This window comes from Streptomyces sp. NPDC087901, assembly GCF_044742205.1.
Lineage (GTDB): Bacteria > Actinomycetota > Actinomycetes > Streptomycetales > Streptomycetaceae > Streptomyces.
The window spans coordinates 1-25428 of sequence record NZ_JBIUUC010000027.1 but is presented as its reverse complement, the minus strand read 5'-3'; the positions used below and the strand labels follow the sequence as shown (position 1 = coordinate 25428).

Below are 25428 nucleotides of genomic sequence, written 5' to 3'. Positions count from 1 at the left end.
TCCACTCACCCTCCGGAGGACAGACCGGTTGTCCGTGGAGCGTTGGCCAGGTGGGCTCCCACGCGCTTGACCATCAGCGTCATCTCGTACGCCACCTGCCCGACGTCCGAGTCGGAGTCGGCGAGCACGGCGAGGCAGCTGCCGTCACCGGCCGCCGTGACGAACAGGAACGCCTCGTCGAGCTCTACGACGGTCTGCCGGACCCTGCCCGCGTCGAAGTGGCGGCCGACGCCCTTGGCGAGGCTGTGGAACCCGGAGGCGACGGCTGCCAGGTGCTCGCCGTCCTCCCGGGTCAGGTCCTTGGACGCGCCGGTGGCGAGACCGTCGCTGGAGAGGACCAGCGCCTTGCGGATGCTGGCGACGCGCTCCACGAGTTCGTCGAGGAGCCAGTTGAGTTCACCTGACCCCTGACGTGCGGAGTTGAGTGCTGCGGCGTTCGGTGCGGTCATGGACCGTCCCCTCCCGGAGTGGTTCCTTGTGCTGTGTCGCCGGGGCCGGTCACGTCCTCGGCGTTCTGCAGACGTCCGCGCTGCCAGCCGCGCTGGAGCGAGGCCATGCGGTTGCGTACCTCGTCGGCGTCCCGCTCGATGTCCTCCGCGCTCTCCACCGGGCCCGGGTCTGCCGCGCCGGAGCCCTCGCGGAGCTGGGGGGCGAGGCTCGCCTGACGGATCCGGCGGGGCAGTCCGCCCACGGTGTCGGGAGCGGCCGACGGGGACGGGACGGCAGGCGCGGACGACCGGGGCGCCGGCACCGACCCAGTGGCCGGCGGGGCTTCGGTGGGCCGCCGGAAGCCGGTGGGCTGCCGGGCGGCCTCGGTGGGGCGGCGCCGGTCCTCGTGCGGAACGGGTCCGGTCGCCTGGGGGCGGGCGGGCTCGGCATCGGCGCTCGTGGGGTGGGCGCGGCCGCTCTCGCCGACGCGGCGGCCCCGGTCGGTGACCAGGACCGGCGGCTTGCGGCGGGGCAGCGGGCGCGTGCCGTCCGGCTCGGCCGTGCGGTCGGCCGCCTGCTGATGCTGTTCGCGGTCGTCGTCGCGCCGGAGCTCGCGGGCGCGGAAGATGCCGCCGCGCTCGCTCTCGGTGTCGTCCAGGTCGGAGACTCCGTCGAGCACGGGGTCCCGATCCCGCTCGGCGACGGCTTCGAGGAGCGGGTCACGGCCGAAGTCCTGGGGAGAGACCGGTCCCTCGAGCTCGACAGGACCGTCCAGCAGTCCACTGGGGACCGGGGAGAGGCCCCCCGGCCGGTCCTGCGGGCGGGCGGCGGCGAGACGGCGGTCGGCCGAGCCGTCCCCCCGGCCCTCCTTGGGGTCGCTGCCCGGCCTGCTGCTGGCGATGGCCTTCTCGGACCTGCGGTCGAGACGGAATCCGGTGCCGTGCGAGTCCGGCGCGTCGGTGAGCAACGCCGCCGGGATGAAGACGACGGCGGTGGTGCCTCCGTAGGGGGAGGTCTGAAGCGACACGCGGACGTTCTGGCGCTGGGCCAGCCGGCTGACGACGAAGAGGCCCAGCCGGTCGGTGTCGGACAGTTCGAACTCGGGGGTTTCCGCGAGCCGGAGATTGGCGTCCAAAAGTACTTCGGGGGCCATCCCGAGGCCGCGGTCATGGATCTCGAGGGTGAAGCCGTTGGCGACCTGTTCGCCGTGCACCTGGACCGCGGTGTGCGGGGGCGAGAACACCGTGGCGTTCTCCAGGAGTTCGGCGATGAGATGGGTGAGGTCGGCCACGGCGGGGCCGCCCACGCCGATCCGCGGGAGCCTGCGGACCTCGATCCGTTCGTAGTCCTCCACCTCGGCGACCGCGGCGCGCACCACGTCCATGAGCTGGATGGGCTTACGCCACTGCCGGGAGGGTGCGGCTCCGGAGAGGATCACCAGCCCTTCGGCATGGCGGCGCATCCGGGTGGTGAGATGGTCGAGGCGGAACAGGTCGGCGAGTTCGTCGGTGTTCTCGGTGCGGCGCTCCATCGTGTCCAGGAGCGTCAGCTGGCGGTGCAGCAGCACCTGGTTGCGGCGGGCGAGGTTGACGAACACCTCGGAGACACCGCGGCGCATGTCCGCCTGCTTGACGGCCGCCTCGACCGCGGCCCGCTGCAGGGTGTTGAGCGCCTGGCCGACCTGGCCGATCTCGTCGCGTTCGTACTGCAGGTGCGGGGACTCGGTCTCGACGTCGACGTGTTCGCCCGCGGCGAGGCGGCGCATCACGCTCGGCAGCCGCACCCCGGAGACCTCGTGGGCGTCCTTGCGCAGCCGGGAGAGGTCACGGACGAGCTCGCGGCCGATGCGTACGGACACGAAGACGGAGACGAGCAGGGCCAGGAATCCGAGTACGCCGGCGACACCCGCCTTGATCAGGACGCCGTAGCCGGCGGGCCTGCCCCGGTCCTGGAAGCGGTTGTTCATCTCGGTCGAGTCGTTGGCCAGCCGGTCCAGGACCGGCGGCGCCACCTCCTGCCAGCGGGCGGTGTCCACGGCACGCAAGTCGCGGGTGGGTCCCTGGGCGAGGAGGCTCTCCTCCGCGGTGCGCAGCGGTTCGCTGTCGGGGCCCGTCCAGTACTGCTCCACCCGGCGACGCTCGGAATCGGGGAGCACTTGGAGGTTGATCTCGTACAGCAGTCCCCGGTTGGCCACGAGGTCGGAGATCTGGCGGAGTTCGGGGGCGGTGAACCGTCCGGCCAGCAGTCCCGAGGCGACCATGGCGTCTTCCCTGGACAGCATCTCGCGGGCCCGCGAGACACCTGTCAGTGCCCGGACCTGCTTGTCCATGGACACGTTCTCCATCGTGTGGAGGCCGGTCAGGAAGCGGTAACAGGGGTCGATGAGGCGGTTGTAGTAGTCCATCGCCTTGGCCCGGCCGATCGTGCGCCGGTCGACGGAGCCGCGGAGCGCGTCGAGTTCCTCGACCGCTCCGAGGATCGAGCTGAGCTGGGTCTCGGCGTCGGGGCGCAGTGCGTCGCGGATGTCCTTCTGCTGCGCACTCGAGGTCACGCGCTTCACGACCCGGTCGGTGACCGCGCGCTGCGTGCGCAGAATCGGCAGGGCGTCGGAGGCCCGTGGATCGGCGAGGAAGACGAGGGTCTGGCGGCGCTCGTTCTGGACGGCCCTGACCGTTTCCTCCAGAGGGTGGCCGACCTTCTCCACGATGGTGCTCGCGCTCAGCAGCTGGCCTGCCTCGCGCCCGGTCAGATATGTGGCGAAGCCCCAGAGTGCGGTGAGGGAGACGAGCGGCACCAGCAGCAACGCCACGATCTTCCTGCGGATGGACTTTCCGCGAAAGCGCATGGCCTCCCCCAGCTCGGCCCCGTGGGGCGGGAATTGTGTTCCGTCAACAAACGGCGCGAGCCTACTACCGACACACAGACAACTCGAAGGCGTGTCCGGACGATTTTCGGCCGCCTTGCTGGGAGTTGACCATGACTTGTCCCGGTATTCCAGGAGATGAAATTCGCGAATACGACAGAAGGCGCCGATCAGAGCGGCATATTCCTCCCCCTGCCGGTTGGCTGGATCTCTTCGTTCCGTGCCTGGCCGCGGGAATCTTCACGTTCCGGCACTCGTCTGTCTGTACGGGGGCAGGAGAGCTGCAAGGGTGCACTGGGCAGGACGGGACGCTCCGTCCGCGTAGAAAGGGTGCATGCGGGGCAGCAAACCTGAAGTCGGACAGTGGTGGGGAGTTGAAAGTCCTTGGACACGCAGGAGCGTCAAGGTGCGGTGAAAGTGCCACCGGCCCGGGCGGCGAAAGAGGCAGGCACGGCGGCCACGGAGGCGCGGGGCCGGCCGGAGAGTCCGCGGCAGCCGCTCTGGGTCGAGGAGCCGGCCACGCGTCGGCGGATGCCGGATCCGGTGCGCACGGCAGCCGTGCGGGCCGTGCTCATCACGTCGTTGACACTCATCCAGGCCATGGTCGCCTTCCTGGCCGAGCTGACCGGTTCCTGGCTGGCCTTCCCGACGGTTCTCAGCGGTGTGGCCAGCACGGTGGTCGCGACCTGGTCGGTCCTGGACGTGTGGGTCACCCGCCAGGTGTGGAATCAGCGCAACGGTGTGGTGTCGGTGCCCAGCAGTTCGGCCCGTCAGCTGCGCCGTGAGCGGCGCGCTGCGAGGCGGGCTGCGCGGACCGCCGAGCGGGACGCGGCGCGGATACGGCGGCGGGACGCGGGACGCCGTCTCTCCCGGGCCTGACCCGCACCCCGCCCCCACTTCCTTCTTCGGTTCCTTCTTCGCTTCCTTCTACGGGGCCGTGCCGGGCTCCGGAGCCCGGCGGTGTGCGTCCTCGGTCCGGGCCGCGGGCACATCCGGTGCCGGAGCGGACCGCTTGAACATCCGGGTGGCGGTGATCTCTCCGTGCACGGTCTCGCCGCCCGGGTCCTGCTGGGGCAGTCCGGGGCGCAGGTGCTCCTCGACGCTGATGTACTTCAGCCCGGCCCTCAGGTCCGCGTCGTTGCGCAACCTGATCACCAGCGGGAATTCGGCGAGCGCCGTCGTGTCGAAGAGCCCTGTGGTGTACAGCAGCTGGACGCCCAGCGCATCGGCGACCGCCCGCTGGAGCTCCAGCAGATACGTGGCGTTGGCGCGGCCGATGGGGTTGTCGAGGAACAGCGTCCCCGCGTGACGGTGCTGATGCCGGTCACGGCCGCGGTCGTTGCTGCGCAGGGCGGCCATCGTGCAGTACAGGGCGATGGCCGCGGTGAGCAGCTGACCACCCGAGAAGACGTCGCCCATCTGCCCGACCGGCACCCGCTCGGCTCGCAGCACAGCGTCCGGCTTCAGGATCTCCACAGCGATGCCCCGGGGCTCCAGTGCCGCCTGTACACCGCGCAGCAGCAGGGACATCCCGTCGCGGCGCAGGTCGGAGTTCTTCTTCAGAGCCGCCTTGGTCGCCTCGTCGATGACTTCGCCGAGCCGTTCGGTGAGGGTGGCCTGGTCGGGTTCCTCGAAGCGGATCCGCACGAATTCCTGGCCGGACCACTCCCCCAGGCCCTCGGGAAGCCGGGAGAGCCGCTGGGCGGAGCGGAGCGTGGTGAGCGCGGAGTCCACCAGGCCGCGCAGCCGGTCGACGATGGAGTCGCGGTTGCGCTCCAGCTGGGCCAGTTCGTCGGTGAGGACCCGCAGCCGGGGCGCGAAGGCCGTCGCCCACTTCTGTGCGTGCTCGGGCAGTGCCGCAGCCGGGAGTTCGCGGATCTGCTGGCGGGCCGGGGTGCGGACCTGTTCGTAGCGAGTGGAGTTGGCGTGCCGTACGAGGACGTCGCTCGCCTCCCGTACGGCCGCTTCCGCGGTGGACAGGTCGGCGGCGCAGCCGCGCAGTGAGCGGCGGGCCTCGGCCGCGGACTGCCGGGCCTCCTCCAGGCTGCCGGGATACGGCTCGGGGTCCTCCGGGTCGTCCTCGACGCCGTGGTCCCGCAGGAGGTCACGCAGCAGGGCAGCTGTCTCGTCGAAGCCGCCTGCCGAGTCCTCGGCGGTGCGGTGGGCGTGGAGCAGCTCGGCGTGGGCGGCTCGGGCGGTGTCCAGTGCGGCGGTCGCGGCGGCAAGCTCGGCCGTCGCGGTACGAAGCAGTGCCTGGGCCTGTTCGGCGTCGGCGGGAGCCTGGTCGTCGGGGAGTTCGGTGTGCAGGCTCTCGCCGTCGGCCGGGGCCAGCCGCTCGGCCTCGCCGCGCAACCGCCCCAGTTGCTCGCTGGCGGCCGATGCGCGCGTCTCCAGGAGCTGGACCAGGGACTCGGCCCGGGCGGCGGCGGCCTGCCGGGAGGGCCCGTCGGCGCCGTCCGTGCTCTCCAGGAGCTGGGCGGCCCGGGTGCGGACCTTGTTGGTGAGCCGGTCGAGCTCGGCCAGTGCGGCGCTCTCGTCGCTCTCCGCGCGCGCCTGTTCGGCGCGCAGGTCGGCGCCGACGCCGACCTTCTCGTAGAGCTGGGAGGCTGCCCGGTAGGCCTCACGCAGGGCGGGCAGGGTGTGGCGCGGGGCGCCCGCCTCCGGCTCCGGGAGGTGCTCCGGGGCGCCGGCGATCTCGGCCCGTTCGGCACGCAGTGCGCGGGCGGTGCGGCGGGCGTCGTCGGCTGCTCGCTGGGCGGCCCTGCGGTCCTCGTCGGCGGCGCGGGCCCGCTCCAGGCAGACGGTGGCCCGGGCCTCGGACTCGGCCGCCTCGTCGACCAGTTCGCGCAGCTTCGCCTGCCAGCCCGCCCGTTCGCGGAGCCGGAAGGCGAGTCCGGCGAGCGCGTCGGCGGCACGGCGGGCGCGCTGGGCGGCCTCCTGGCGTTCGTCGCGGACGCGGGCGGTGTCCGCCGCGGCCTCGTCTGCCTCGGCCCGCACGGTACGGGCCTCGGCGAGAACGGCCTGGGCCGTCTCGGCGGCCGTACGGGCGGTGCGGGCGGCTTCGGCGAGCTCGGTGAGCATGCCGGGCGGGCAGTCGGCGCGCCAGGAGCCGATACGGGCGGCGAGCGAGCGGTCCCCGGTGAGGCGGGCCGCCAGCGTACGGATGTCCTCGTCGCGGGCCGCGGTCCGGCTCCTGAGCGCCTGCCGTTCCTCGTCGGCCGCGTGCTCGTCGTGCATCGCCGGGTTCGGCGGGACGAGGAACACGCCGTCGGTGCTCGCGGCGGACCCGGCGGCGGGGTCCGGCACGGGGGCGAGCAACGCGGCAGCGGTGCCCACGGCCACGGCGGAGCGCGGCAGGAGGGCTGCGGCACCGAGGACCTCACGGGCGCGGGCGTGCGCGCCCGGGTCCGTGATCACGACGCCGTCGACGAGCTCGGGGCGGGCCGCGAGTACGGCCGCGTGGTCGGCGGGGTCGACGGCCTGGGCGAGGTAGCGCCACCCCGGCAGTGCCGGGATGCCGTGTTCGCCGAGGTATTCGACGGTGGCGAGGACGTCGGGCCCCGGCGGCAGCAGTCCGCCGTCGCCGAGCGCGCCCAGGATGCGGGAGTCGTCCGCAGCAGCGGTGCGTAGTTCGAAGAGCCGCCGTTCGGCGGAGGCGACGCCCTGGTCGAGGAGGTCCCGCAGCTCTTCCGCGCTGCGGTCCAACTCGTCTGCCGTGAGGGGCTGTTCGGCAGACCGGGGCTGTGCTGCCGCGGCGGTGTGGGCACCGTGAGCGGCCGGTTCGGTCCCCTCCGGGGCGGCGGAGCCGGACTCCGCGCCCACGCCCTCGTCGTACTGCTGCCGGTCCTCGGTACCGTCCTGTGCGCCCTGCGTGCCCCGCCGGGGCCGGGGAACACCTCCGGCAGTTGGCAGGCCCAGGAGGTCGGCGAGGCGGTGGTCGGCGGCGATGGACTCGGCGGCCCTGAGCTCGGCCTCGTACGCCTGCTCGGCGGCGCGTGCACCATCGGCGGCACGGGCCGCGGCGAGTTCGGCCCGGCTCTCGGCCGCGGTGGCCTGCCTGGACCGGTCCGCCGCGGTTCCGGCGGCCTCACGGGCGATGTCCCATGCGGCTACGGCGGACTGTTCGGCGTCGTTGGCGGCGAGCGCGGCGCGGGCAGGGTCCGCATTGGGCGCGGTGTCGTCGAGCCAGCCCGCGCGGACGGCTTCGGCGGTCTCCTGCTCCACCTCGGCGAGGCGCTGGCGCAGGTGGCCGGCCTCGCTGCGGGCGCGCTGGGCCTCGGTGGCAGCGGTGGTGGCGTCGCGGTGGGCGGCCTCGCCCGCCGTCTGAAGGGTGTCGGAGCGCTCCTCCTCCTCGTTGGCCACGCCCTCGCCCGCTTCCGCGGCGGTGTGCAGGGCCCGTACGAGATCGCCGGCCGCGGTGGCGCGGGCGGCCAGGGCCGGGGCGGCGTCGCGCTCGGCCTCGCGGATCGCGACGGCGACGCGGGCGGAACGGTCGGCGGCGGCCCGGTGACGGAGCACCGCCTCGGCGGCCTGCCAGGCGGAGTGCAGGGTGCGGGCGTCGCCGAGTTCCCTGCGCTGGGCGGCGGCACGCTTCTCGGCCGCGGTGAGGGCCAGGGAGGCATGCCGGTAGGCGAGTTCGGCGGCGATCAGGGCGCTGCGGCTTCGGGTGTCCTCGGCACCGGTGACGGTGTGGGCGGCGCCGGTGACCTGCTGGGCGAGCTCCGCGGTCCGGCCGCGCTCCAGACCGGCGCGGGCGGAGAGCCTGCGGGCCAGGGTGCGGGTGCGTCGCTCGGCACCGGCATGGATGTCCCGGGTCCTGGCGCGAGCTTCGGCGGCTTCCACGATGCGGCCGAGCAGGTCGACGGAGCCTGCGGTGAAGTCGCGTTCGGCCGTGAGCTCGGCACGGCGGCCCAGCTTGTTCCCGAAGCCGCTGACGAGGTCGGCGAGGCCGTCGGTGTCGCGGGTGTCGGTGACGGCGCGCAGCAGCAGGTCGGTGAAGTCGGAGTCCTTCTTCACCGCGAAGAGCCCGGCCGCCTCGCCCTCGTCGGCGTTCATCTCGCGCTGGTAGCGGAAGAGTTCGGGGTCCAGGCCCAGCTCGCCCAGGTGCTCGTTCCAGCGGTCGTGGATCTCTTCCCAGTGCACGTCGAGGTGTTGGTAGAACTTGCCCGCCTCGGTCAGCGCATCGCGGAAGCCCTTCATGGTGCGGCGCCTGCCGCGGGCCCCGGAGACGCCCTCGGCGGGGCGGCCGACCGAACTGGCCTCCGCGACGGGCAGCGAGTCGAGGCTGAGCCCGGGCCCGGGGCGGAAGGAGTACCAGGCCTCGGCGAACTTCCTCGGGTCGTTGGAGACCTGCCGCCCGCGCCACTCGCTGACCTTGCCGACGACCACGCACTCGCCGGTCAGCGTGTGCTGCCACTCCAGCGCGACGTGTCCGCAGTCCTCCGCCAGCAGGAACTTGCGCAGCACGCCGGAACTGGCGCCGCCGAGGGTGTTTCGGTGACCGGGCAGCATCACCGAGAAGATCAGCTTCAGCAGGACGGACTTGCCGCCGCCGTTCTCCAGGAACAGCACCCCGGCGGGCGCGGGCCGACGCGGCGGCCCGACCGGCTCGTCCTCGAAGAACTCCGCCTGGGCCGGTGCGGGGTGGGGCACTGGCTCGCCGACCCCGCGCAGGTCGAGCACGGTGTCGGCGTAGCGCGCGCCGGCAGGCCCGATGGAGTAGAGGCGGACCCGGGACAGCTCGTACATGGCGGCGGACTCTCGTCGTTCAGGCAGCGGGAAGGAGACGTCGATGGCGGGGCGGTCAGGGCCGGCCCCGGCGGGGGGCGGTCAGCTGTGGAACGGCAGACCGGCGTCGGCCGCCAGTTCCAGGTCGTTGGGGTCGGGTGGCGGCAGCAAGGTCGCCGATCCGTCGGTGACCGGCACCACGCCCAGTTCCAGGAGCTCGGCCATCGCGGCACCGCCTGCCATGTCCCGTACCTGGAGCTGGTAGCGGGCGGTGGTGCGGAAGGCGCCTCCGGCGTCGTCACCGGTGCGCTGGAGGAAGCCGGAGTCGGTGAGGAAGGCCACGGCCTTGCCGACGATGCCGGTGGTGGAGCCGGCCAGGCGGCGGGCGTCCTTCGTCGCTCCGGTGGCGCTGCGACGGGCGTAGATCCGCCAGCCGGCCTCCAGGCCGGGGGCGTCACTGGCCGGGTCGGTGTTGTCGCCGTGTTCCTCCGCGCGCTCCTCCAGACGGTGGCACGCCTGGCGGACGAAGGCGTCGACGCCGTTGACCGTGATCCGGCCGATGTACGCGTCGTCGGCGAGGTCCTCGGGGCGCGGGAAGGCCATCGCGGCGACGGCCAGGTGCGCCAGCCCGTGGAGGAAGCGGTCGGCGGAGTCCGAGGAGGCGCGCCGGGCGTAGTCGCCCATGCGCACGGCGAAGACCGAGTCCTCGCCCGCCGTGACGGCCATGCCGGCCCGGGTGGACACCTCCAGCACGACTAGGCCGAGTCCGGTGGCCACGGCGTCGACGAGCCGGGCGAAGGCCGGCTCCTCCCGGTAGCGGCGGAGCAGATCGGCGTACTCGGCGTCGCGGGCGGGCAGCAGTTTGGGCTGGAGCCCGAAGGCGACGAGCCGGGAGGCGTCCGCCGCATCGGCTGGGGTGACGGGGGCGGGGGCGGCCGACGGCCCGGAGGCGGGCCGGTCGGCGGGGTGGCCGGCCATGGGTGTCGCCCGGTCGGCCGGGTGCGCGGCGGTCGGCTCGTTCCACGCGTCGGTGTGCTCTGCGCGGTGGTCGCTCACGACGGTCGCTCCTTGTTGCGGAATGTCTTCGATACGGGGTCGCCGACGGTGCGGAAAGTCTTCGGTACCGGGCCGCCGACGGTACGAAACGTCTTCGGTACCGGGCCGCCGACGTTGCAAAGCGTCGTCGGTACGGAGTGACCGGCCGCGGTGCGTGTGGCTGCGGCGCCGGTTCTCGCAAGGGCGGCCGGAGTGGGGCCCGTCCTCATGTCGCCTCCGCGCGGTCCGCTGCCATGCCGACGGCGTCCAGCAGGGCCATGCCCACGATCAGGTCGGCGCCGCCGAACTCGGGGTCCTCCAGCTGGGTGCCGTCGTCCACGGAGAACAGCAGCCGACGCTCGCCCTGGCGGTATGCGGTGCCGACCGGCGGGCTGGCGGCGTGCACCGCGAGCAGGGCGACCAGGTAGGGCAGGTCCGCGTCGCGCCGCCGGGCCTCGGCCAGAAGTCCGGAGAGGCGGCGCGGTGCGTCGTGTTCCAGGTCGAGCAGCTCCATCGCGGAGGCCAACTGCTCCTCGCTGAACCGGCTGTCGTCCGGGGTGGCGATCAGATCGGGCTCGGGCATCTCGGCGCCCAGGTGTTCCCGTTCGAGCGGCGGGGTGAGCAGCATGTCGACCAGGTCACCCACCCGGACCGAGGTGGGGGTGCGCAACCCTGTGCCGTTCGCGAAGAACGCGTCGGTGGCCCGGATCGCCTGCTCGACGGGGAGCGGCAGCAGCGGGGCCAGGAGCTGTCCGTACAGGTCGAGTCCCGCGCGGGCGGCGGGCGCGGCGAAGGCCTGGCGGTCCTGCTCGGCGCGGAACAGCGGTCCGGCCTCCAGCAGGCGGGACTGGAGCTGGGTGTGGCGGCGGATGCAGTCCTTGACGATGTCGACGAGCTCGGCGGCGCGCCTCTTGTGCTCGGGCTCCTCGGCCTCGTCCCGGGCCTTGCGGATGTTGGTGAGGATCGCGTTCTCGTGGCGGTACCGGTCGGCGACGTGGTCGAGTGCCTCGGCGATCATGTCGGGCACGGCGTTGAGCCAGTCGACCGCGCGGACGTTGCGCCGGGTCGCGTCGAGCGTCTTACGGAGCGTCTCCGCGTACTGCACGGTCCGGTAGCGGGCCTGCTCCGCTGCGAGCTGGGCGTCGGCGAGGCGGCCCCGGCTGATCAGGACCTCCAGCTTCACCTCCGCGGCGATCTGGGCGCTGGTGACATCCGTGTCGAGCGCGCCGACCAGGACGTTGACCGCTTCGTCGGTGGCTCGCAGGTATACGGTGCCGCCGTATCCCGGGACTTCCTCGATCAGTTTGAAGTCGTAGTCCCGGCGCACGTAGACGCCGTCGGCCCCGAAGGTGCCGTAGACCGCCCGGAAGCCGCGGTCCACACTGCCGACGTTGATGAGGTTCTCCAGCACCCAGCGGGCGACCCGTTCGTGCTCGGCGACGGGGCGGGCCGGGGCCTGCGCGGCGACGCGGGGAAGCAGTCTGGCCACTATCTGGTCGTGGTCGGCCCCGGTGTCGAAGTCCATGTTGAGAGTGACGTGGTCGATAGCCGCGAGGGCGACCTCGGCCATCGCGTACACGGTGTACTCACCGGCGAGGTTCGCCTTGCGCACGTCGAGGTCGTGCAGCGGCGCCGTGCAGGCGAGCGCGCGCAGCCGCCGCGAGAGCCCCTCGTCGGCGGCCGGGCCCGGTGCGGGCCGCGGCCCCGCGCTGAGCTGGGGCGCAGCGTTTTCCGTGTAGGCAGGCGAAGTCACGCTGCACAGATTAGGTCCTCGGACTGACAACGGTCGAAACGGCGCAGATGCGGCCGGTTGCCCCGGAGTCGGTCATGCCCCGCCGTGGGGGTCTCCACGAGCCCGGCTGCCCGTCGTCGTCCGGGGCCCGGTAGCCCCCCGCCCCCGCCCGCATCCGGGGCTCTTCAGCCCCCGCCGCCGGTCGTGTCCGAGGCCCGGTGACCCCCGCCGCCCGTCGTGTCCGGGGCTCCGTAGCCCCCGCCGCCCGGGGTGCGGATGACAAGTACGTCCCCGGCGTCCAGGTCGGCGGTGTCGCAGCCCTTCAGCGGGGTACGGCCCCCGTCGGGGCGTTCGATGTGCTGGCTGCCGAGGGCGCCCGTCCCGCCGCCGGCCATGCCGTACGGCGGGACGCGGCGGTGTCCGGTGAGCAACGCGACCGTGACGGGTTCGAGGAAGCGGATCCGGCGTTCCACCCCGCAGCCGCCACGCCAGTGGCCGGGCCCGCCGCTTCCCTCGCGCACCCGGAAGCTCTCCAGCAGCACGGGGTAGCGCCATTCCAGGATCTCGGGATCGGTGAGCCGCGAATTGGTCATGTGGGTCTGTACGGCGTCGGTGCCGTCGAAGCCGTCCCCCGCACCCGAACCGCTCGCCACCGTCTCGTAGTACTGCACCCGGTCGTTGCCGAAGGTGAGGTTGTTCATGGTGCCCGAGCCCTCGGCCTGGACTCCCAGTGCGGCGTACAGCGCTCCCGTGACGGCCTGCGAGGTCTCGACGTTGCCGGCGACCGTGGCCGCCGGGCTGACGGGGGCCAGCATCGAGCCCTCCGGGACCCTGATCTCCAGGGGGGTGAGGCAGCCGCTGTTGAGCGGGATGTCGTCGGCCACCAGGGTCCGGAACACGTACAGCACAGCGGCCATGACCACCGACTTCGGCGCGTTGAAGTTGCCCGGCTGCTGCGGTGAGGTGCCGGTGAAGTCGACGACCGCGCTGCGGGCTTCCCGGTCCACGGTCAGCGTCACCTCGATCACGGCGCCGTTGTCGGTCTCGTACCGGCAGTGGCCGTCCCGCAGCCCGGCGACGATGCGCCGCACGGACTCCTCGGCGTTGTCCTGCACGTGCCCCATGTAGGCGTCGACGACGTCGGGGCCGAACTGATCGACCATGCGGCGCAGTTCGGCGATGCCCTTCTCGTTGGCCGCGATCTGGGCGCGCAGGTCGGCGAGGTTGGTGTCCGGGTCACGGGAGGGGTACGCGGCGGTGGTGAGCAGCTCGCGGGTCTCGGCCTCGCGGAAGGTACCGTCCCGTACCAGGAGCCAGTTGTCGAAGAGCACGCCCTCCTCGTCGACGGTACGGCTGAAGGCCGGCATCGAGCCGGGCGTGATGCCGCCGATCTCGGCGTGGTGGCCCCGCGATGCCACCAGGAAGCTCAGCGCGGGAACGCCGTCCGTCTCGTCGAACACCGGCGTCACGACGGTCACATCGGGCAGATGCGTACCACCGTGGTACGGATCGTTGATGGCGTACACGTCGCCGGGCCGCATCGTTCCGTGGTTGCGGCGCAGCACTTCCTTGATGGACTCCCCCATGGAACCGAGGTGTACAGGGATGTGCGGCGCGTTGGCGATCAGGTTGCCGTCCGCGTCGAAAAGGGCGCAGGAGAAGTCGAGCCGCTCCTTGATGTTGACGGAGTGGGCCGTGTTCTCCAGGCGCACGCCCATCTGCTCGGCGATGGACATGAAGAGGTTGTTGAACACCTCCAGCATGACCGGGTCGACACGGGTGCCGACGGCCTGTCTCGCGGGCCGCGGAAGGGCGCGGGTCAGGATCAGATGACCGGCGGCGCCGGGGACGGCCTGCCAGCCCGGGTCGACGACGGTGGTGGCGTCCGCCTCGGCGATGACGGCCGGACCGTTCACGGTGTCCGTGGGCCGCAGGTCCGCTCTGCGGTGGAGGGCGGCGTCCTGCCAGTGCCCCCCGGCGAACATCCGTGCCGTTTCATGGGACTGCGACGCGCGGGCCCCGCCACGCAGTGCCGTGTCATGGGAGCGCGGCGCGTCGGCGCCGCCACGCTCCGGTCCGGACGGTCGCGGCGCGGCATGCTCCCCCGCCGTCCCGGTCGCCTCGGCGGAGACCGCCTCGACGACGAGCGGCCGGTCCATCGTGAAGCCGTAGCGCGCGCGGTGCTCGCCCGTGAACGCCTCGGTCATGGCGGTCGCCGTGTCCAGGTCGACGGAGAGGCTGGCGTCGGTTCCCTCGTACCGCAGGAGTACGCGCGCCCGGGTGCTGATCGCGCGGTCCGGGACGCCGTCGGCGCGCAGTTCGGCCCGGGTACGGGCGGCCAGCGCGTCACAGAGTTCGCCCAGGCGGGCCCGGGTGGAGGTGTCGAGCGGCGCCTCGACGGACTGTTCGCGCATGGCGGTGGCGTCGGCCAGCCCGATGCCGTAGGCGGACAGCACACCGGCCAGCGGGGGTACGAGGACCGTGTCGATGCCGAGGGCGTCGGCGACGGCGCAGACGTGCTGGCCGCCCGCGCCGCCGAAGCCGGTGAGGGCGTAGCGGGTGATGTCGTGCCCGCGCTGCACGGAGATCTTCTTGACCGCGTTCGCCATGTTGAGCACCGCGATCTCCAGGAATCCGGCGGCGGTCTCGGCTGCCGAGCGCCTCGTCCCGGTGGCCCGTGCGACCTCGTCGGCGAGTGTCTCGAAGTGCTCGCGCACGATGTCCTCGTCGAGGGGCAGGTTCCCGTCGGGGCCGAAGACCGCCGGGAAATGGGCCGGCTGGATCCGCCCGAGCATCACCTGGGCGTCGGTGACGGTCAGCGGCCCGCCCCTGCGGTAGCAGGCCGGGCCGGGCACCGCTCCGGCCGAGTCGGGGCCGACCCGGTAGCGTCGGCCGTCGAAGTGCAGGACCGAACCGCCGCCCGCCGCGACGGTGTGGATGTTCATCATGGGGGCGCGCATCCGTACGCCCGCCACCTCGGTGCCGAGCTCGCGTTCGAACTCGCCCGCGTAGTGCGAGACGTCGGTGGATGTGCCGCCCATGTCGAAGCCGATCACCCGGTCGTAGCCGGCCTGCCCGGAGGTACGGGCCATGCCGACGACCCCGCCGGCCGGTCCGGAGAGCACCGCGTCCTTGCCCCGGAAACGGGCGGCCTCGCGCAGGCCGCCGTTGGACTGCATGAACATCAGCCGGATGCCGTCGAGCTCGGCGGCGATCGTGTCGACGTACCGACGCAGGATCGGCGAGAGGTAGGCATCGACGACGGTGGTGTCGCCGCGCGGCACCAGCTTGATCAGTGGGCTGACCTCGTGGGAGCAGCTGATCTGGGTGAACCCCGCCGCACGGGCCTCGGCGGCGACCGCCTTCTCGTGGTCCGGGTGGCGGTAGCCGTGCATGAGGACGACGGCAGCGCTGCTCAGGCCGTCGCCTCGCGCGGCACGCAGCCGCTCCGCCACCGCGGCCCGGTCCAGGGGCCTGACGGTCCGCCCGTGGGCGTCGACCCGCTCGGGGACCTCGATCACCCGCTCGTACACGGCCTCGGGGAGCAGGATGCGGCGGTCGAAGAGCCGGGGCCGGTTCTGGTACGCGATGCGCAGGGCGTCCCGGAAGCCTTCCGTGATGACCAGGACGGTGGGTTCACCGCGCCGCTCCAGCAGGGCGTTCGTGGCGACGGTGGTGCCCATCTTGACGGCGGCGACCCGGTCGGCGGGGACCGGTTCGTCCGGTGCGAGCCCCAGCAGCAGCCGGATGCCGGCCACGGCTGCGTCCCGGTGGCGCTCGGGGTCGTACGAGAGGAGCTTGCGGGTGACCAGCCGCCCGTCAGGATCCCGGCCCACCACATCGGTGAACGTGCCGCCTCGGTCGATCCAGAACTCCCAGCGTCCGGTCATCCCTCCATAGTGGCGCGCGGCCCTTCGAACGGGGCGCAGGGCGCGGTGGGGATGCGGCCGGGGAGTGGCGGAGGACCCGGGTGGTGGGATCGGGTGGTGGGATCGGTACGGCGCGGCGCGCCCCCGACGCGCTGCGCTCCTGCGGTTTCACGGCTGTGCGGTCCCCGGGGCGGGGTGTCCGGCCCCGTCAGACCGCCGGTGCGTCCGGTCCGATCCTGCTGCGTACGGCCGACTGCACCTCGGCCTCCTCGGCCGGATCGGCTGCCAGCCGGCGCAGGCGCTCGGCCACCCTGATGTCACCGGTCTCCGCGTGGCGTGCGGCGACCTCCCGGGTCGTCTCCTCGCAGTCCCACAGGCATTCGACGGCGAAGCCGGTGGCGAAGGAGGGGTCGGTGGCGGCAAGGGCCCGGGCGGCCCTGCCCCGCAGATGGGAGGAGGACGTCTCCCGGTACACGTGGCGCAGCACGGGAGCGGCGCAGGCGATGCCGAGCCGGCCGGCGCCGTCGACCAGGGACCACAGGCGAGGCGCGTCCGGCCCCTCGCCCCGTACGGCGTCACGCAGGGCGCCGAGCACCAGCGGGGAGTCCTGCGCGCCGCCGCGGCCGGCCAGCACACCGGCCGCCGAGGCGCCGAGCGCGTCGGGCCGTCGGGCCCAGCGGCGTGCGCGTTCCACGGCAGGTTCGCCGCACATCCGCTCGAAGGCGGCGACGGCCGCTTCGGCGACGGTGCGCGAGCCGCTGACCGCCGCGGCCTCGATCAGGTCGAGCACGGCCGGATCGCGGACCTCGGCGGCGAGGTAGTGCAACGCGGCGCAGCGGGCGCCTTCCGGACCGCTGCGGGCGGCCTCGACGATCACGGGCCGGTCCTCGGGCCCCGCCACCGCGGAGAGGCAGCGGGCGGCCGGCACATGGAGGGAGCTGCCGCGGTCGAGCCCTTCCTGGGCCCAGTCGAACACCGCCTGGACACTCCATCCCGGGCGAGGGCCGCCTGGCCGCATCTGCCGCTGCCAACGGTCGAACGAGCCCTGTTCGGAGGCGGCTCTGACCCGGGCGCCGACCGAGGCGCGCGGATCGTCGGCCCAGAGCCGCCAGGGGCGCGGCTCGTAGGCGTCACGCACGGTGGCGGCCAGCTCGGCGCGGCCCTCGGCGTTGTCCGGGAACCGGGCGAGCACGGGCACGGCGAGGGACCGGAGCCCGGCGTCGTCGTCACGCAGCGCCAGCTCGTCCAGGGCCCAGGCCCAGTTGGAGCCGGTCACGGCGTAGCGCCGCAGCAGGGCCAGGGCGTCGTCGCGGCCGTACGAGGCGAGGTGTCCGAGGACCGCCAGGGCCAGGCCGGTCCGTGAGTCGTCCGTGTCGAGGTGGTCGTCGGTATCGCACAGGTGCCGCTCGATCTCCTCGATCCCGCCGTCGAGATCGAGGTACAGGCGGGCGTAGTAGAGGGAGCGGTTCTCGACCTGCCAGTCGTGACGCGGGTCGCTCAGAACGCAGTGGTTGAGAGCCGCCAGGGCCTCGGGGCGTGGTGCGGCGAGTGCGTGGAGCGTGCCGTCGCCGCGGCCCCTCTGCAGCAGGCCGAGCAGGGTGCCGCTCGGCGCTATGAACGGATCAAACATGGGAAAAGCCTCACATCAAGCTGTCGACGCAACCGGGACTGTGCAGTTCCACGTGCCGGGTGGGCACTAGGCCGCGCAGCAACATGATCGGCCGACCGCCGTCTTCTGCCTGGTGTAGAGCATCTTCCTCTGCCTCTCGTCGGTGGCCCGAATCGGGCCCGCGACGTCATGATGACCCAGCCATTTCGCCACCGCGACCACATTTACGGCGAAGCCCGTTCAGCGGGCGCCGAAGAGTTCCAGCAGGTCGGCCTTGCCGAACATGCGCGCCGTGTCCAGCGCGGAGGGTGTTCCGGCCGCCGGATCGGCTCCCGCGTCGAGCAGTGCCTTGATCACCGCGTCCTCGCCCTTGAAGACGGCTCCGGCGAGCGGCGTCTGCCCGCGGTCGTTGGCGCGGTCCGGGTCGGCGCCGCGGCCTGTCAGGGCCGTGACGGCGGGGGCGTGCCCGTGGTAGGCCGCGAGCATCAGCAGCGAGTCACCCCGGTCGTTGGTGAGGTTCACCGGGACACCGGCGTCGACGTAGGCCGCGAGGGCGTCGGCGTCGCCGTGACGTGCCAGGTCGAAGACCTTGGTCGCCAGCTCGACCACAGCGGGATCAGGGGTTTCGCTCATCGGGGGGACCGCCTTCCTTTAACCGTTCGTGCTGCTGCCGGCCTGCCGGGGCGTGTGCCGCGTGGGCCGTACGAGTGAAACGACAGGGTACTGCCCGGGAGCGGACATGCCCCGGCCCGCCCATGGCAAAGGATCACGTCGAGCGACGACGGAGTCGGCCCGGCTCCGGATTTCCGTTCCGCCGACGTCTCCTTGTCCGCCAGTCCAGTGAAAAAACCGACTTTTCACCCAATTGCAGCTTTTATCATATAGATACTTCCGGTGAGCTTGGAAGGACTCATGGTGACTGTCCCCCCAACCAGGAGAACCACTCATGATCCTTTCCATGTCAGGCGTCGTCATCCTCGGCATCATCGTCTTCCTGTTCTTCAGGAAGGACGGTCTCAAGGCGTCGCACGCCCTCGTCACCGCCCTGTTCGGCTTCTATCTGGCCGGCACCGCCATCGCACCGAGCATCACCGCGGGCGGGGCGAGCCTCGCCGGCCTCTTGGGCGGGATCAAGTTCTGACCCTCCGCTCCCGCTCCCACCCCTTCAGGAGACACACGTGGCCCGGCGACCACTTCCCCGCATTCTGAGCAGCGGCAGCGCTTCGATCACTCGCAGTCGCGAGTTCGCGCGCACGGCCGCCGACAGCGCCACCGACGTGCTCCATCCGCTGATCATGATCACTCGTGGTCTGCGGCTGCTGGCCGGTGCAGGACGGCAGAAGTGGGCCGCGACGCCCAAGGACCGGCGTGGTCCCACGCTGTTCCTCGTCGCGGCCTGCGTGCTTGTGGTCGCGCTCATCCCGTACGGGCCGCTGCTGGCCCTCGTCACGGTGATGGGCGCCGCCGCATGGAAGGGACGGGAACGCACACCCGTCAAGACCGGCCCCGACGAGGCGGAGACCGGGCGCCTGCAGGCTCTGTACGAGGCGCTCGTGCCGTACTTCTCGACGGCCGACGACCCCAGTCCGCTGTTCACGCACGGAGGCGACTGGGACAAGGTCTTCAGCGGGTACGAGTTCGACGGCGACGGCCGCGTCAGCAGTCTCCGTGTGACATATCCCGCCTACTTCACCGACAGCGAGGCCGCTTCCCGCGCCCGGATCGAACAGCTGCTGCACGCCAAGTCGGGCCGTGGCCGCGAGTACCTGTTCAGCTGGGACGAGGAGGGCAACCAGCTCGTCATGAACGTGCTCGACGCCCTGCCCACCTCCCTCACCGCCCAGCGCTTCGTCACCGCCCCCGGCGAGACCGTCCTCGGGTTCACCGACGACGACGCGGTGCAGCGCACGGTGCCGGTGAGCGACGGCGACGAGACCCGGGACGCGCCCGGGGTCGTCTGGCGGACCGGCGGACGCTCGACCGAGCCGCACCTGCTGATCGCCGGGCAGCCCGGCAGCGGCACCACCACACTCCTGCGTTCCATCGCCCTGCAGGCGCTCCAGCAGGGCGACATCCTGATCATCGAGGGCAGCGGCACCGGCGAGTACGCGTGCTTCACCGGGCGCGAGGGAGTCCTGGCCGTCGAGTGCGGACTGGCCGGGGCGCTGTCCACCCTGGAGTGGGCGGCCAACGAGACGGAGCGGCGGCTGATCGACGCCAACCGGGCCCGGCAGGCCGGCCAGGCCGCCCCCGAGGACACCCGGCGCCCCCTCTGGATCCTGCTGGACCGGCCGAGCGTGCTCGGCCACCTAGCCGCGGCCGACGGCGGACCCGATCCGCAGGAGCTGCTCCAGGTGCCCTTGCGTCACGGCAGGGCCGCCAACGTCACCGTGGTGATGACCGAACAGCTGGACAGCCTGGACGCCCTGAGCGACACCGTCCGGTCCCACGCCAGGGCCCGGGTCGTGCTCGGTCACTGCTCGCCCGGTCAGATCGAGTCCGTCCTCGGTCTGGAGCCGCACACCACCCCCACTCCGGACGTCCCGCCCGGCCGTGGGTACGCACGGCTCGGCACCGGCCAGGTGCTGCGCATCCAGGTGCCGGCCACGCCCGACCCGTACGACGACGCGACGAGCGAGGCGCAGCGCCAGGTGGTGCTCGACCTGCTCCCCGAGCGGCGCACCGCGGTCGAGGCGAGCGTCCCCGACCCGGTGATGGCGGACACCGTGACCGCTTCCGTCGCCGTCGAGGGCCTGGCGCTCAGCGACTGACCCGGACAACGGGAGGGGCCCGCTGATCAGCTGATCAGCGGGCCCCTCGTCGTATGCCGGAGGCGCTCAAGCACTCAGGCACTCAGGCACTCAGGCCACGAACGTACGGGGTGCCTCGGCCCCCGCCCCCGCCCCCGAACCGACCAGCTGGGCGGCTGCCGCGAGCCGCAGGGCCGCCTCGTCCGCCACCGGACCACCGACCGTGAACGGCAGCCGTACGTAGCCCTCGAAGGCGCCGTCGACGCCGAACCGGGGCCCGGACGGCACCCGTACCCCGACCCGCTCCCCGGCCACCGCGAGCCGCGAGCCGGAGAGGCCGCCGGTGCGCACCCAGAGCGTCAGCCCGCCGCGCGGCACGGTGAACTCCCAGTCCGGCAGCTCCCGGCGCACCGCCGTGACGAGCGCGTCCCGGTTGTCCCGCGCCTGCTCCCGGCGGATCTGCACGGCCTGCTCCCACCCGCCGGTGCGCATCAGCCAGTTGACGGCCAGCTGTTCGAGGACCGGAGTCCCCATGTCCGCGTAGGCACGGGCGGCCACCAGGCTGCGGATCACGTCCGGCGCGGCGCGGACCCAGCCGATGCGCATGCCGGCCCAGAAGGCCTTGCTGGCCGATCCGACGGTGAGCACGGTGCTGCCGGCCGGGTCGAAGGCACAGACGCGGCGGGGCATGTGCACGTCGTCGTCCAGATGCAGCTCGTGCATCGTCTCGTCGACGACCAGGACCGTGCCGGCCGACCGGGCGGCGTCCACCAGTGCGCGGCGGCGGTCCTCGTCGGCGAGGGCGCCGGTGGGGTTGTGGAAGTCCGCGACCACGTACGCGAGCCGGGGCGCCGCGTCCCTCAGCACCTGGCGCCACCGGTTCATGTCCCAGCCGCCGAGCCCCTCCTCCATGGCCACCGGCACGAGGCGGGCGCCCGCCTCCCGCATCAGCTGGAGGATGTTGGCGTAGCTCGGGGACTCCACGGCGATCCGTTCGCCGCGGCCGGCGAAGAGGTGACAGATCGCGTCGATGGCACCCATCGCCCCGGTGGTGACCATGATCTGTTCGGGCATCGTCGGGATGCCGCTCTCGGTGTACCGGGCGGCGATCATCTGCCGCAGCGCGGGGAGGCCGGCCGGATAGTCGCCGTGGGTGTGGGCGTACGGAGCCAGCTCCTCCAGAGCCCCCTGAACGGCCCGGGTCAGCCACGGCTCGGGGGCGGGCAGCGAGGCGCAGCCCAGGTCGATCATCGATCCGAGCGCCTCGGGCGGCAGCGGTTCCAGTCCTCGGGCGGGCAGCGGGTTGCCCGCGGGGACAGCCGTCCAGCTGCCGGCCCCGCGCCGCGACTCCAGGAAGCCCTCGGCCCGCAGTGCCTCGTAGGCCGCGGCGACCGTCGTCCGGCTGACGGAGAGGGCGAGTGCCAGTTCACGCTCGGCCGGCAGACGGGCGGCCACCGGGACGCGGCCCTCCAGCACGAGCAGCCGGATGCCGTCGGCGAGCGCGCGATAGGCGGGCGGCCTGCGGCTGCCGGGGCCCGCTGGCCGGGGCTGCTGGGCGTGGAGCTGCCGGGCGAGCTGTGCCGCACCGACGGCCGAAGTCCACTGCGCCATGAGAATCAGTCCACCTTCCTCGGATTGGCCATAGTTGGCAGCCAATCCCCTGCCACAGAGTGACATGCAGCAGTCCACAACCACCACACCAGGGGGCACCACTTGTCCATCACCGCCGTACCGCGCGGGTCGCACCTCCCCCGACGGCTGATCCAGCTCTACGCGGGCCTGGCGCTGTACGGGGCGAGTTCGGCGCTGCTGGTCGTCGCCGGTCTCGGGCTGGAGCCCTGGGGTGTGCTGCACCAGGGGCTCGCCGAGCGCACGGGGATCAGCATCGGGGTCGTCTCCATCATTGTCGGCGCCATCGTGCTGCTGCTCTGGATCCCGCTCCGGCAGCGGCCGGGCCTCGGCACCGTCTCCAACGTCTTCGCCGTCGGTCTCGCGATGGACGGCACCCTCGCCCTGGTCCCGGAGGTGCACGGGCTCGCGGCGCAGGCCGGGGTGATGGCCGCGGGGATCGTCCTCAACGGCGTGGCGACGGGGCTCTACATAGCCGCCCGGTTCGGCCCCGGGCCGAGGGACGGGCTGATGACCGGGCTGCACCGGCGGACCGGCCGGTCGATACGGCTCGTCCGCACGGCGATCGAGATCTCGGTCGTGGTCACCGGGTTCCTGCTCGGCGGGTCGCTCGGAGTCGGCACGGTCCTGTACGCCCTGGCCATCGGCCCGCTCGCCCAGTTCTTCCTGCGCTTCTTCGCGGTCACAGAGGACGGTGGCACCACGGTCACCGCCCGGACATCCGGGCAGGCCATACTGCCGCAGTGACTTCCGTACGGCATGCCTATCTGGACCATCCGGCCCCGCTCGCGTTCGCCCACCGGGGCGGTGCGGCCGACGGGATCGAGAACACCGCGGCCGCGTTCCGCCGCGCCGCCGACGCCGGGTACCGCTACTTCGAGACCGATGTGCACGCTTCGGCGGACGGCCGGCTGGTCGCCTTCCACGACGCCACCCTGGACCGGGTCACGGACTCCCGGGGCCGGATAGCGGAGCTGCCGTGGAGCGAGATAGAGCGGGCCCGGGTAGCGGGGCGCGAACCGCTGCCGCTGTTCGAGGAGCTGCTGGAGGCGTTTCCCGAAGCCCGCTGGAACGTGGACATCAAGTCGGAGCCCGCACTCGTGCCCCTCGTGGAGCTGATCCGCCGGACGGACTCCTGGGACCGGGTGTGCGTCGGCTCGTTCGCGGAGGCGCGGGTCGCCAGGGCGCACCGGCTGGCGGGCCCCCGGCTCGCCACCTCCTACGGTGTCCGCGGCGTCCTGGCCCTGCGGCTGCGTTCGTACGGCATACCGGCGGCGCTGCGCGCCGGTGCGGTCTGCGCGCAGGTCCCGGAGAGCCAGGGCGGCGTGCGGGTCGTCGACCGGCGCTTCGTGCGGGAGGCGCACGCGCGCGGGCTCCAGGTGCACGTCTGGACCGTGAACGAACCGGAGCGGATGGCCGCGCTCCTGGACCTCGGGGTGGATGGCATCATGACCGATCACATCGAGACGCTGCGTTCGGTGCTGAGCGAGCGGGGGGCCTGGGCCTGACGCCGGCCCGGTGACGTCTCCACGGGGAGAGACGAGGGGTGCGCAATGAGCGCCGAGACCACGGACACCGCCGAGCCTGCGGACGGCACGGCCGCCGGAGCGGCCGACGCCGGCGAGCGACGCCGCGAGCAACGCGGATGGTACTTCTACGACTTCGCCTGCTCCGTCTACTCGACCAGCGTCGTCACGGTGTTCCTCGGGCCGTATCTGACGTCGGTCGCCAAGGCCGCCGCCGACGCCGACGGCTACGTCCATCCGCTGGGCATCCCGGTCCGCGCCGGGTCGCTGTTCGCGTACGCGATCTCGGCCTCGCTCGTCGTCGCGGTGATCCTCATGCCGATCGTGGGCGCTGCGGCGGACCGCACAGGCCGCAAGAAGCCCCTTCTCGCGGCGGCGGCCTACACGGGCGCGACCGCGACGGCCGCGATGTTCTTCCTGGACGGGCACCGCTATCTGCTCGGCGTGTTCCTGCTCATCGTGGCGAACGCCTCGATCTCCGTGTCGATGGTGCTCTACAACGCCTATCTGCCGCAGATCGCGGGGCCCGAGGAACGCGACGCGGTCTCGTCCCGGGGCTGGGCCTTCGGATACACGTCGGGGGCTCTGGTCCTCGTCCTCAATCTGATCCTCTACACCGGCCACGACTCCTTCGGCCTCTCCGAGTCGGATGCCGTACGGATCTGTCTCGCCTCCGCCGGCGTCTGGTGGGGCGCGTTCACCGTCATACCGCTGCGGCGGCTGCGCGACCGGAACACGAGGCCGGGCAGCACCGAGGCGGTCGGCTCCGGATGGCGGCAGCTGAGGGCGACTCTGCGCGACATGCGCCGCCACCCCCTCACCCTTTCGTTCCTGCTGGCGTACCTCGTCTACAACGACGGCGTGCAGACCGTCATCTCCCAGGCATCCGTGTACGGCTCCGAGGAACTGGGCCTGAGCCAGACGACACTGATCACGGCGGTGCTGCTGGTCCAGGTGCTGGCAGTCGCCGGTGCGCTCGGAATGGGGCGGATGGCCCGGACCTACGGTGCGAAGCACACGATCCTCGGCTCGCTCGTCGTCTGGACGCTGATCCTCGTCGCCGGGTATTTCCTGCCGGCCGGCTCACCGCTCTTCTTCTACGCGCTGGCCGCCGCGATCGGCCTGGTCCTCGGTGGCAGCCAGGCGCTGTCCCGGTCGCTCTACTCGCATCTGGTGCCGCGCGGCAAGGAGGCCGAGTACTTCTCCGCGTACGAGATGAGCGACCGCGGGCTGAGCTGGCTGGGGCCACTGGTGTTCGGGCTCGCGTACCAGCTGACCGGCAGTTATCGGGATGCGATCATCTCGTTGGTGGTCTTCTTCGTGATCGGTTCCGTACTGCTCGCGAGGGTGCCGGTCAGGCTGGCTGTGGCAGCGGCGGGGAATCCTGTTCCCGAACGGATTTAGACGTTCAAGTGAAAGGCCGGTAGTGTACGCCTTTGGCCTGCCCGGAGGACCGTTACTGCGAGTGGAAGAATCCAAACCGTTGGGTGACAACTTCCGCCAGATGTGACAAACCGGGCATTGGCGGGTACGTGAACACTCGCAAACCTGAAAAAGCAGCGGCACGACGGGCGACGCATGACCGGCAACGGGAATCTTTGCCGCCGACCGGACGTTGACCGGATGACGACGACAGCGACATTTGTCCTGTGGGCGACAAGCCCGGGAGGCACGATTCATGAGTGAGCGAGCTCTCCGCGGCACGCGACTCGTGGTTACCAGCTACGAGACGGACCGCGGCATCGATCTGGCCCCGCGCCAGGCGGTGGAGTACGCATGCCAGAACGGACATCGATTTGAGATGCCGTTCTCGGTAGAGGCGGATATTCCGCCGGAGTGGGAGTGCAAGGCGTGTGGCGCCCAGGCACTCCTGGTGGACGGGGATGGCCCCGAGGAGAAGAAGGGCAAGCCTGCGCGTACGCACTGGGACATGCTCATGGAGCGGCGCACACGCGAGGAGCTGGAAGAGGTGCTGGCCGAGAGGCTGGCGGTTCTCCGCTCCGGCGCCATGAATATCGCCGTGCATCCGCGGGACAGCAGGAAGTCTGCCTGACCGCGTAGCACCGCATCGAGACAGAGCCGCGGGGGGGGGCCCCCCGGGGGGGGGGGGGGGGGGCGGGGGGGGGGCGGGGGGGGGGGGGGGGCGGGCGGGGGGGGGGGGGGGGGGGGCCGCCCCCCCCCCCCCCCCCGGCCCACGGTCCCGGCTGGGAGCGCAAGTCGCTGGTCGATCCGGCGAGTTCACGCGAGGGCGGCTCTGCG

The 25428-nt window shown here is 72.4% G+C and carries 16 protein-coding genes; 7 read left to right on the top strand and 9 right to left on the bottom strand.

Translation table 11 applies throughout. The annotated features are described in order from the left end of the window. Positions 1–5: 5 nt before the first annotated feature. The gene (locus ACIOEW_RS39545; protein ID WP_351001766.1) at positions 6–449 is read right to left on the bottom strand and encodes a roadblock/LC7 domain-containing protein; all 444 of its coding nucleotides are present in this window, start codon (positions 447–449) and stop codon (positions 6–8) included. After that, positions 446–3274: a nitrate- and nitrite sensing domain-containing protein gene (locus ACIOEW_RS39540; RefSeq protein ID WP_401970259.1), complete on the bottom strand. Its 2829-nt coding sequence runs from the start codon at positions 3272–3274 to the stop codon at positions 446–448. Before ACIOEW_RS39540 ends, ACIOEW_RS39545 begins: the two co-directional genes overlap by 4 nt. Positions 3275–3703: 429 nt before the next feature. Between ACIOEW_RS39540 and ACIOEW_RS39535 the strand changes: the two genes are divergently transcribed. Beyond that, a complete protein-coding gene (locus tag ACIOEW_RS39535; protein WP_362556989.1) occupies positions 3704–4171 on the top strand; it encodes a hypothetical protein in 468 nt (155 codons plus the stop codon). Between the two features lie 48 nt (positions 4172–4219). Here ACIOEW_RS39535 and ACIOEW_RS39530 read toward each other — a convergent pair whose 3' ends face one another. The 6 genes from ACIOEW_RS39530 to ACIOEW_RS39505 form a co-directional block, all read right to left on the bottom strand. Then, on the bottom strand, positions 4220–9040 hold the full coding sequence (locus ACIOEW_RS39530; RefSeq protein ID WP_401970257.1) for a hypothetical protein: 4821 nt from the start codon (positions 9038–9040) through the stop codon (positions 4220–4222). Between the two features lie 81 nt (positions 9041–9121). Continuing rightward, a complete protein-coding gene (locus ACIOEW_RS39525) occupies positions 9122–10075 on the bottom strand; it encodes a hypothetical protein (RefSeq protein ID WP_362556991.1) in 954 nt (317 codons plus the stop codon). A 205-nt stretch (positions 10076–10280) separates the two neighbouring features. Then, the gene (locus ACIOEW_RS39520; protein WP_362556993.1) at positions 10281–11807 is read right to left on the bottom strand and encodes a hypothetical protein; all 1527 of its coding nucleotides are present in this window, start codon (positions 11805–11807) and stop codon (positions 10281–10283) included. A 164-nt stretch (positions 11808–11971) separates the two neighbouring features. After that, complete coding sequence (locus ACIOEW_RS39515; RefSeq protein ID WP_401970255.1) at positions 11972–15676, bottom strand: hydantoinase B/oxoprolinase family protein; 3705 nt, start codon at positions 15674–15676, stop codon at positions 11972–11974. A 187-nt stretch (positions 15677–15863) separates the two neighbouring features. Next, positions 15864–17285 carry a HEAT repeat domain-containing protein gene (locus tag ACIOEW_RS39510; protein ID WP_362556997.1) on the bottom strand — a complete coding sequence of 474 codons (1422 nt, stop codon included), beginning with the start codon at positions 17283–17285 and terminating at the stop codon, positions 15864–15866. Positions 17286–17504: 219 nt separating this feature from the next. Continuing rightward, positions 17505–17897 (bottom strand): ankyrin repeat domain-containing protein, encoded by a 393-nt coding sequence (locus ACIOEW_RS39505; RefSeq protein WP_362556999.1) that lies wholly within the window; start codon positions 17895–17897, stop codon positions 17505–17507. Positions 17898–18210: 313 nt separating this feature from the next. Here ACIOEW_RS39505 and ACIOEW_RS39500 point away from each other — a divergent pair, with 313 nt between their 5' ends. After that, positions 18211–18405, top strand: a complete 195-nt coding sequence (locus ACIOEW_RS39500; protein WP_018103962.1) for a hypothetical protein — start codon at positions 18211–18213, stop codon at positions 18403–18405. Positions 18406–18442: 37 nt separating this feature from the next. Further along, positions 18443–20035: a hypothetical protein gene (locus ACIOEW_RS39495; protein WP_362557001.1), complete on the top strand. Its 1593-nt coding sequence runs from the start codon at positions 18443–18445 to the stop codon at positions 20033–20035. A gap of 90 nt (positions 20036–20125) precedes the next feature. Here ACIOEW_RS39495 and ACIOEW_RS39490 read toward each other — a convergent pair whose 3' ends face one another. Then, positions 20126–21625 (bottom strand): PLP-dependent aminotransferase family protein, encoded by a 1500-nt coding sequence (locus ACIOEW_RS39490; protein WP_362557003.1) that lies wholly within the window; start codon positions 21623–21625, stop codon positions 20126–20128. 102 nt (positions 21626–21727) lie between these two features. Between ACIOEW_RS39490 and ACIOEW_RS39485 the strand changes: the two genes are divergently transcribed. The 4 genes from ACIOEW_RS39485 to ACIOEW_RS39470 all read left to right on the top strand — a co-directional run bounded on the left by ACIOEW_RS39485 (position 21728) and on the right by ACIOEW_RS39470 (position 25222). Continuing rightward, positions 21728–22390 (top strand): YitT family protein, encoded by a 663-nt coding sequence (locus tag ACIOEW_RS39485; protein WP_401970254.1) that lies wholly within the window; start codon positions 21728–21730, stop codon positions 22388–22390. Next, positions 22387–23151, top strand: a complete 765-nt coding sequence (locus ACIOEW_RS39480; protein WP_362557006.1) for a glycerophosphodiester phosphodiesterase — start codon at positions 22387–22389, stop codon at positions 23149–23151. The genes ACIOEW_RS39485 and ACIOEW_RS39480 overlap by 4 nt, the downstream gene beginning before the upstream one ends. Before the next feature lie 45 nt (positions 23152–23196). After that, complete coding sequence (locus ACIOEW_RS39475; RefSeq protein ID WP_362557008.1) at positions 23197–24573, top strand: MFS transporter; 1377 nt, start codon at positions 23197–23199, stop codon at positions 24571–24573. 274 nt (positions 24574–24847) lie between these two features. Beyond that, on the top strand, positions 24848–25222 hold the full coding sequence (locus ACIOEW_RS39470) for an RNA polymerase-binding protein RbpA (protein ID WP_250970851.1): 375 nt from the start codon (positions 24848–24850) through the stop codon (positions 25220–25222). Positions 25223–25428 lie beyond the last annotated feature (206 nt).

Bases quoted from the DNA above. Each gene is read 5' to 3' on its own strand.
- ACIOEW_RS39545 (WP_351001766.1), bottom strand. From the start codon at position 449: ATGACCGCACCGAACGCCGCAGCACTCAACTCCGCACGTCAGGGGTCA.
- ACIOEW_RS39540 (WP_401970259.1), bottom strand. From the start codon at position 3,274: ATGCGCTTTCGCGGAAAGTCCATCCGCAGGAAGATCGTGGCGTTGCTG.
- ACIOEW_RS39530 (WP_401970257.1), bottom strand. From the start codon at position 9,040: ATGTACGAGCTGTCCCGGGTCCGCCTCTACTCCATCGGGCCTGCCGGC.
- ACIOEW_RS39515 (WP_401970255.1), bottom strand. From the start codon at position 15,676: ATGACCGGACGCTGGGAGTTCTGGATCGACCGAGGCGGCACGTTCACC.
- ACIOEW_RS39510 (WP_362556997.1), bottom strand. From the start codon at position 17,285: ATGTTTGATCCGTTCATAGCGCCGAGCGGCACCCTGCTCGGCCTGCTG.
- ACIOEW_RS39505 (WP_362556999.1), bottom strand. From the start codon at position 17,897: ATGAGCGAAACCCCTGATCCCGCTGTGGTCGAGCTGGCGACCAAGGTC.
- ACIOEW_RS39500 (WP_018103962.1), top strand. From the start codon at position 18,211: ATGATCCTTTCCATGTCAGGCGTCGTCATCCTCGGCATCATCGTCTTC.
- ACIOEW_RS39490 (WP_362557003.1), bottom strand. From the start codon at position 21,625: ATGGCGCAGTGGACTTCGGCCGTCGGTGCGGCACAGCTCGCCCGGCAG.
- ACIOEW_RS39475 (WP_362557008.1), top strand. From the start codon at position 23,197: ATGAGCGCCGAGACCACGGACACCGCCGAGCCTGCGGACGGCACGGCC.
- ACIOEW_RS39470 (WP_250970851.1), top strand. From the start codon at position 24,848: ATGAGTGAGCGAGCTCTCCGCGGCACGCGACTCGTGGTTACCAGCTAC.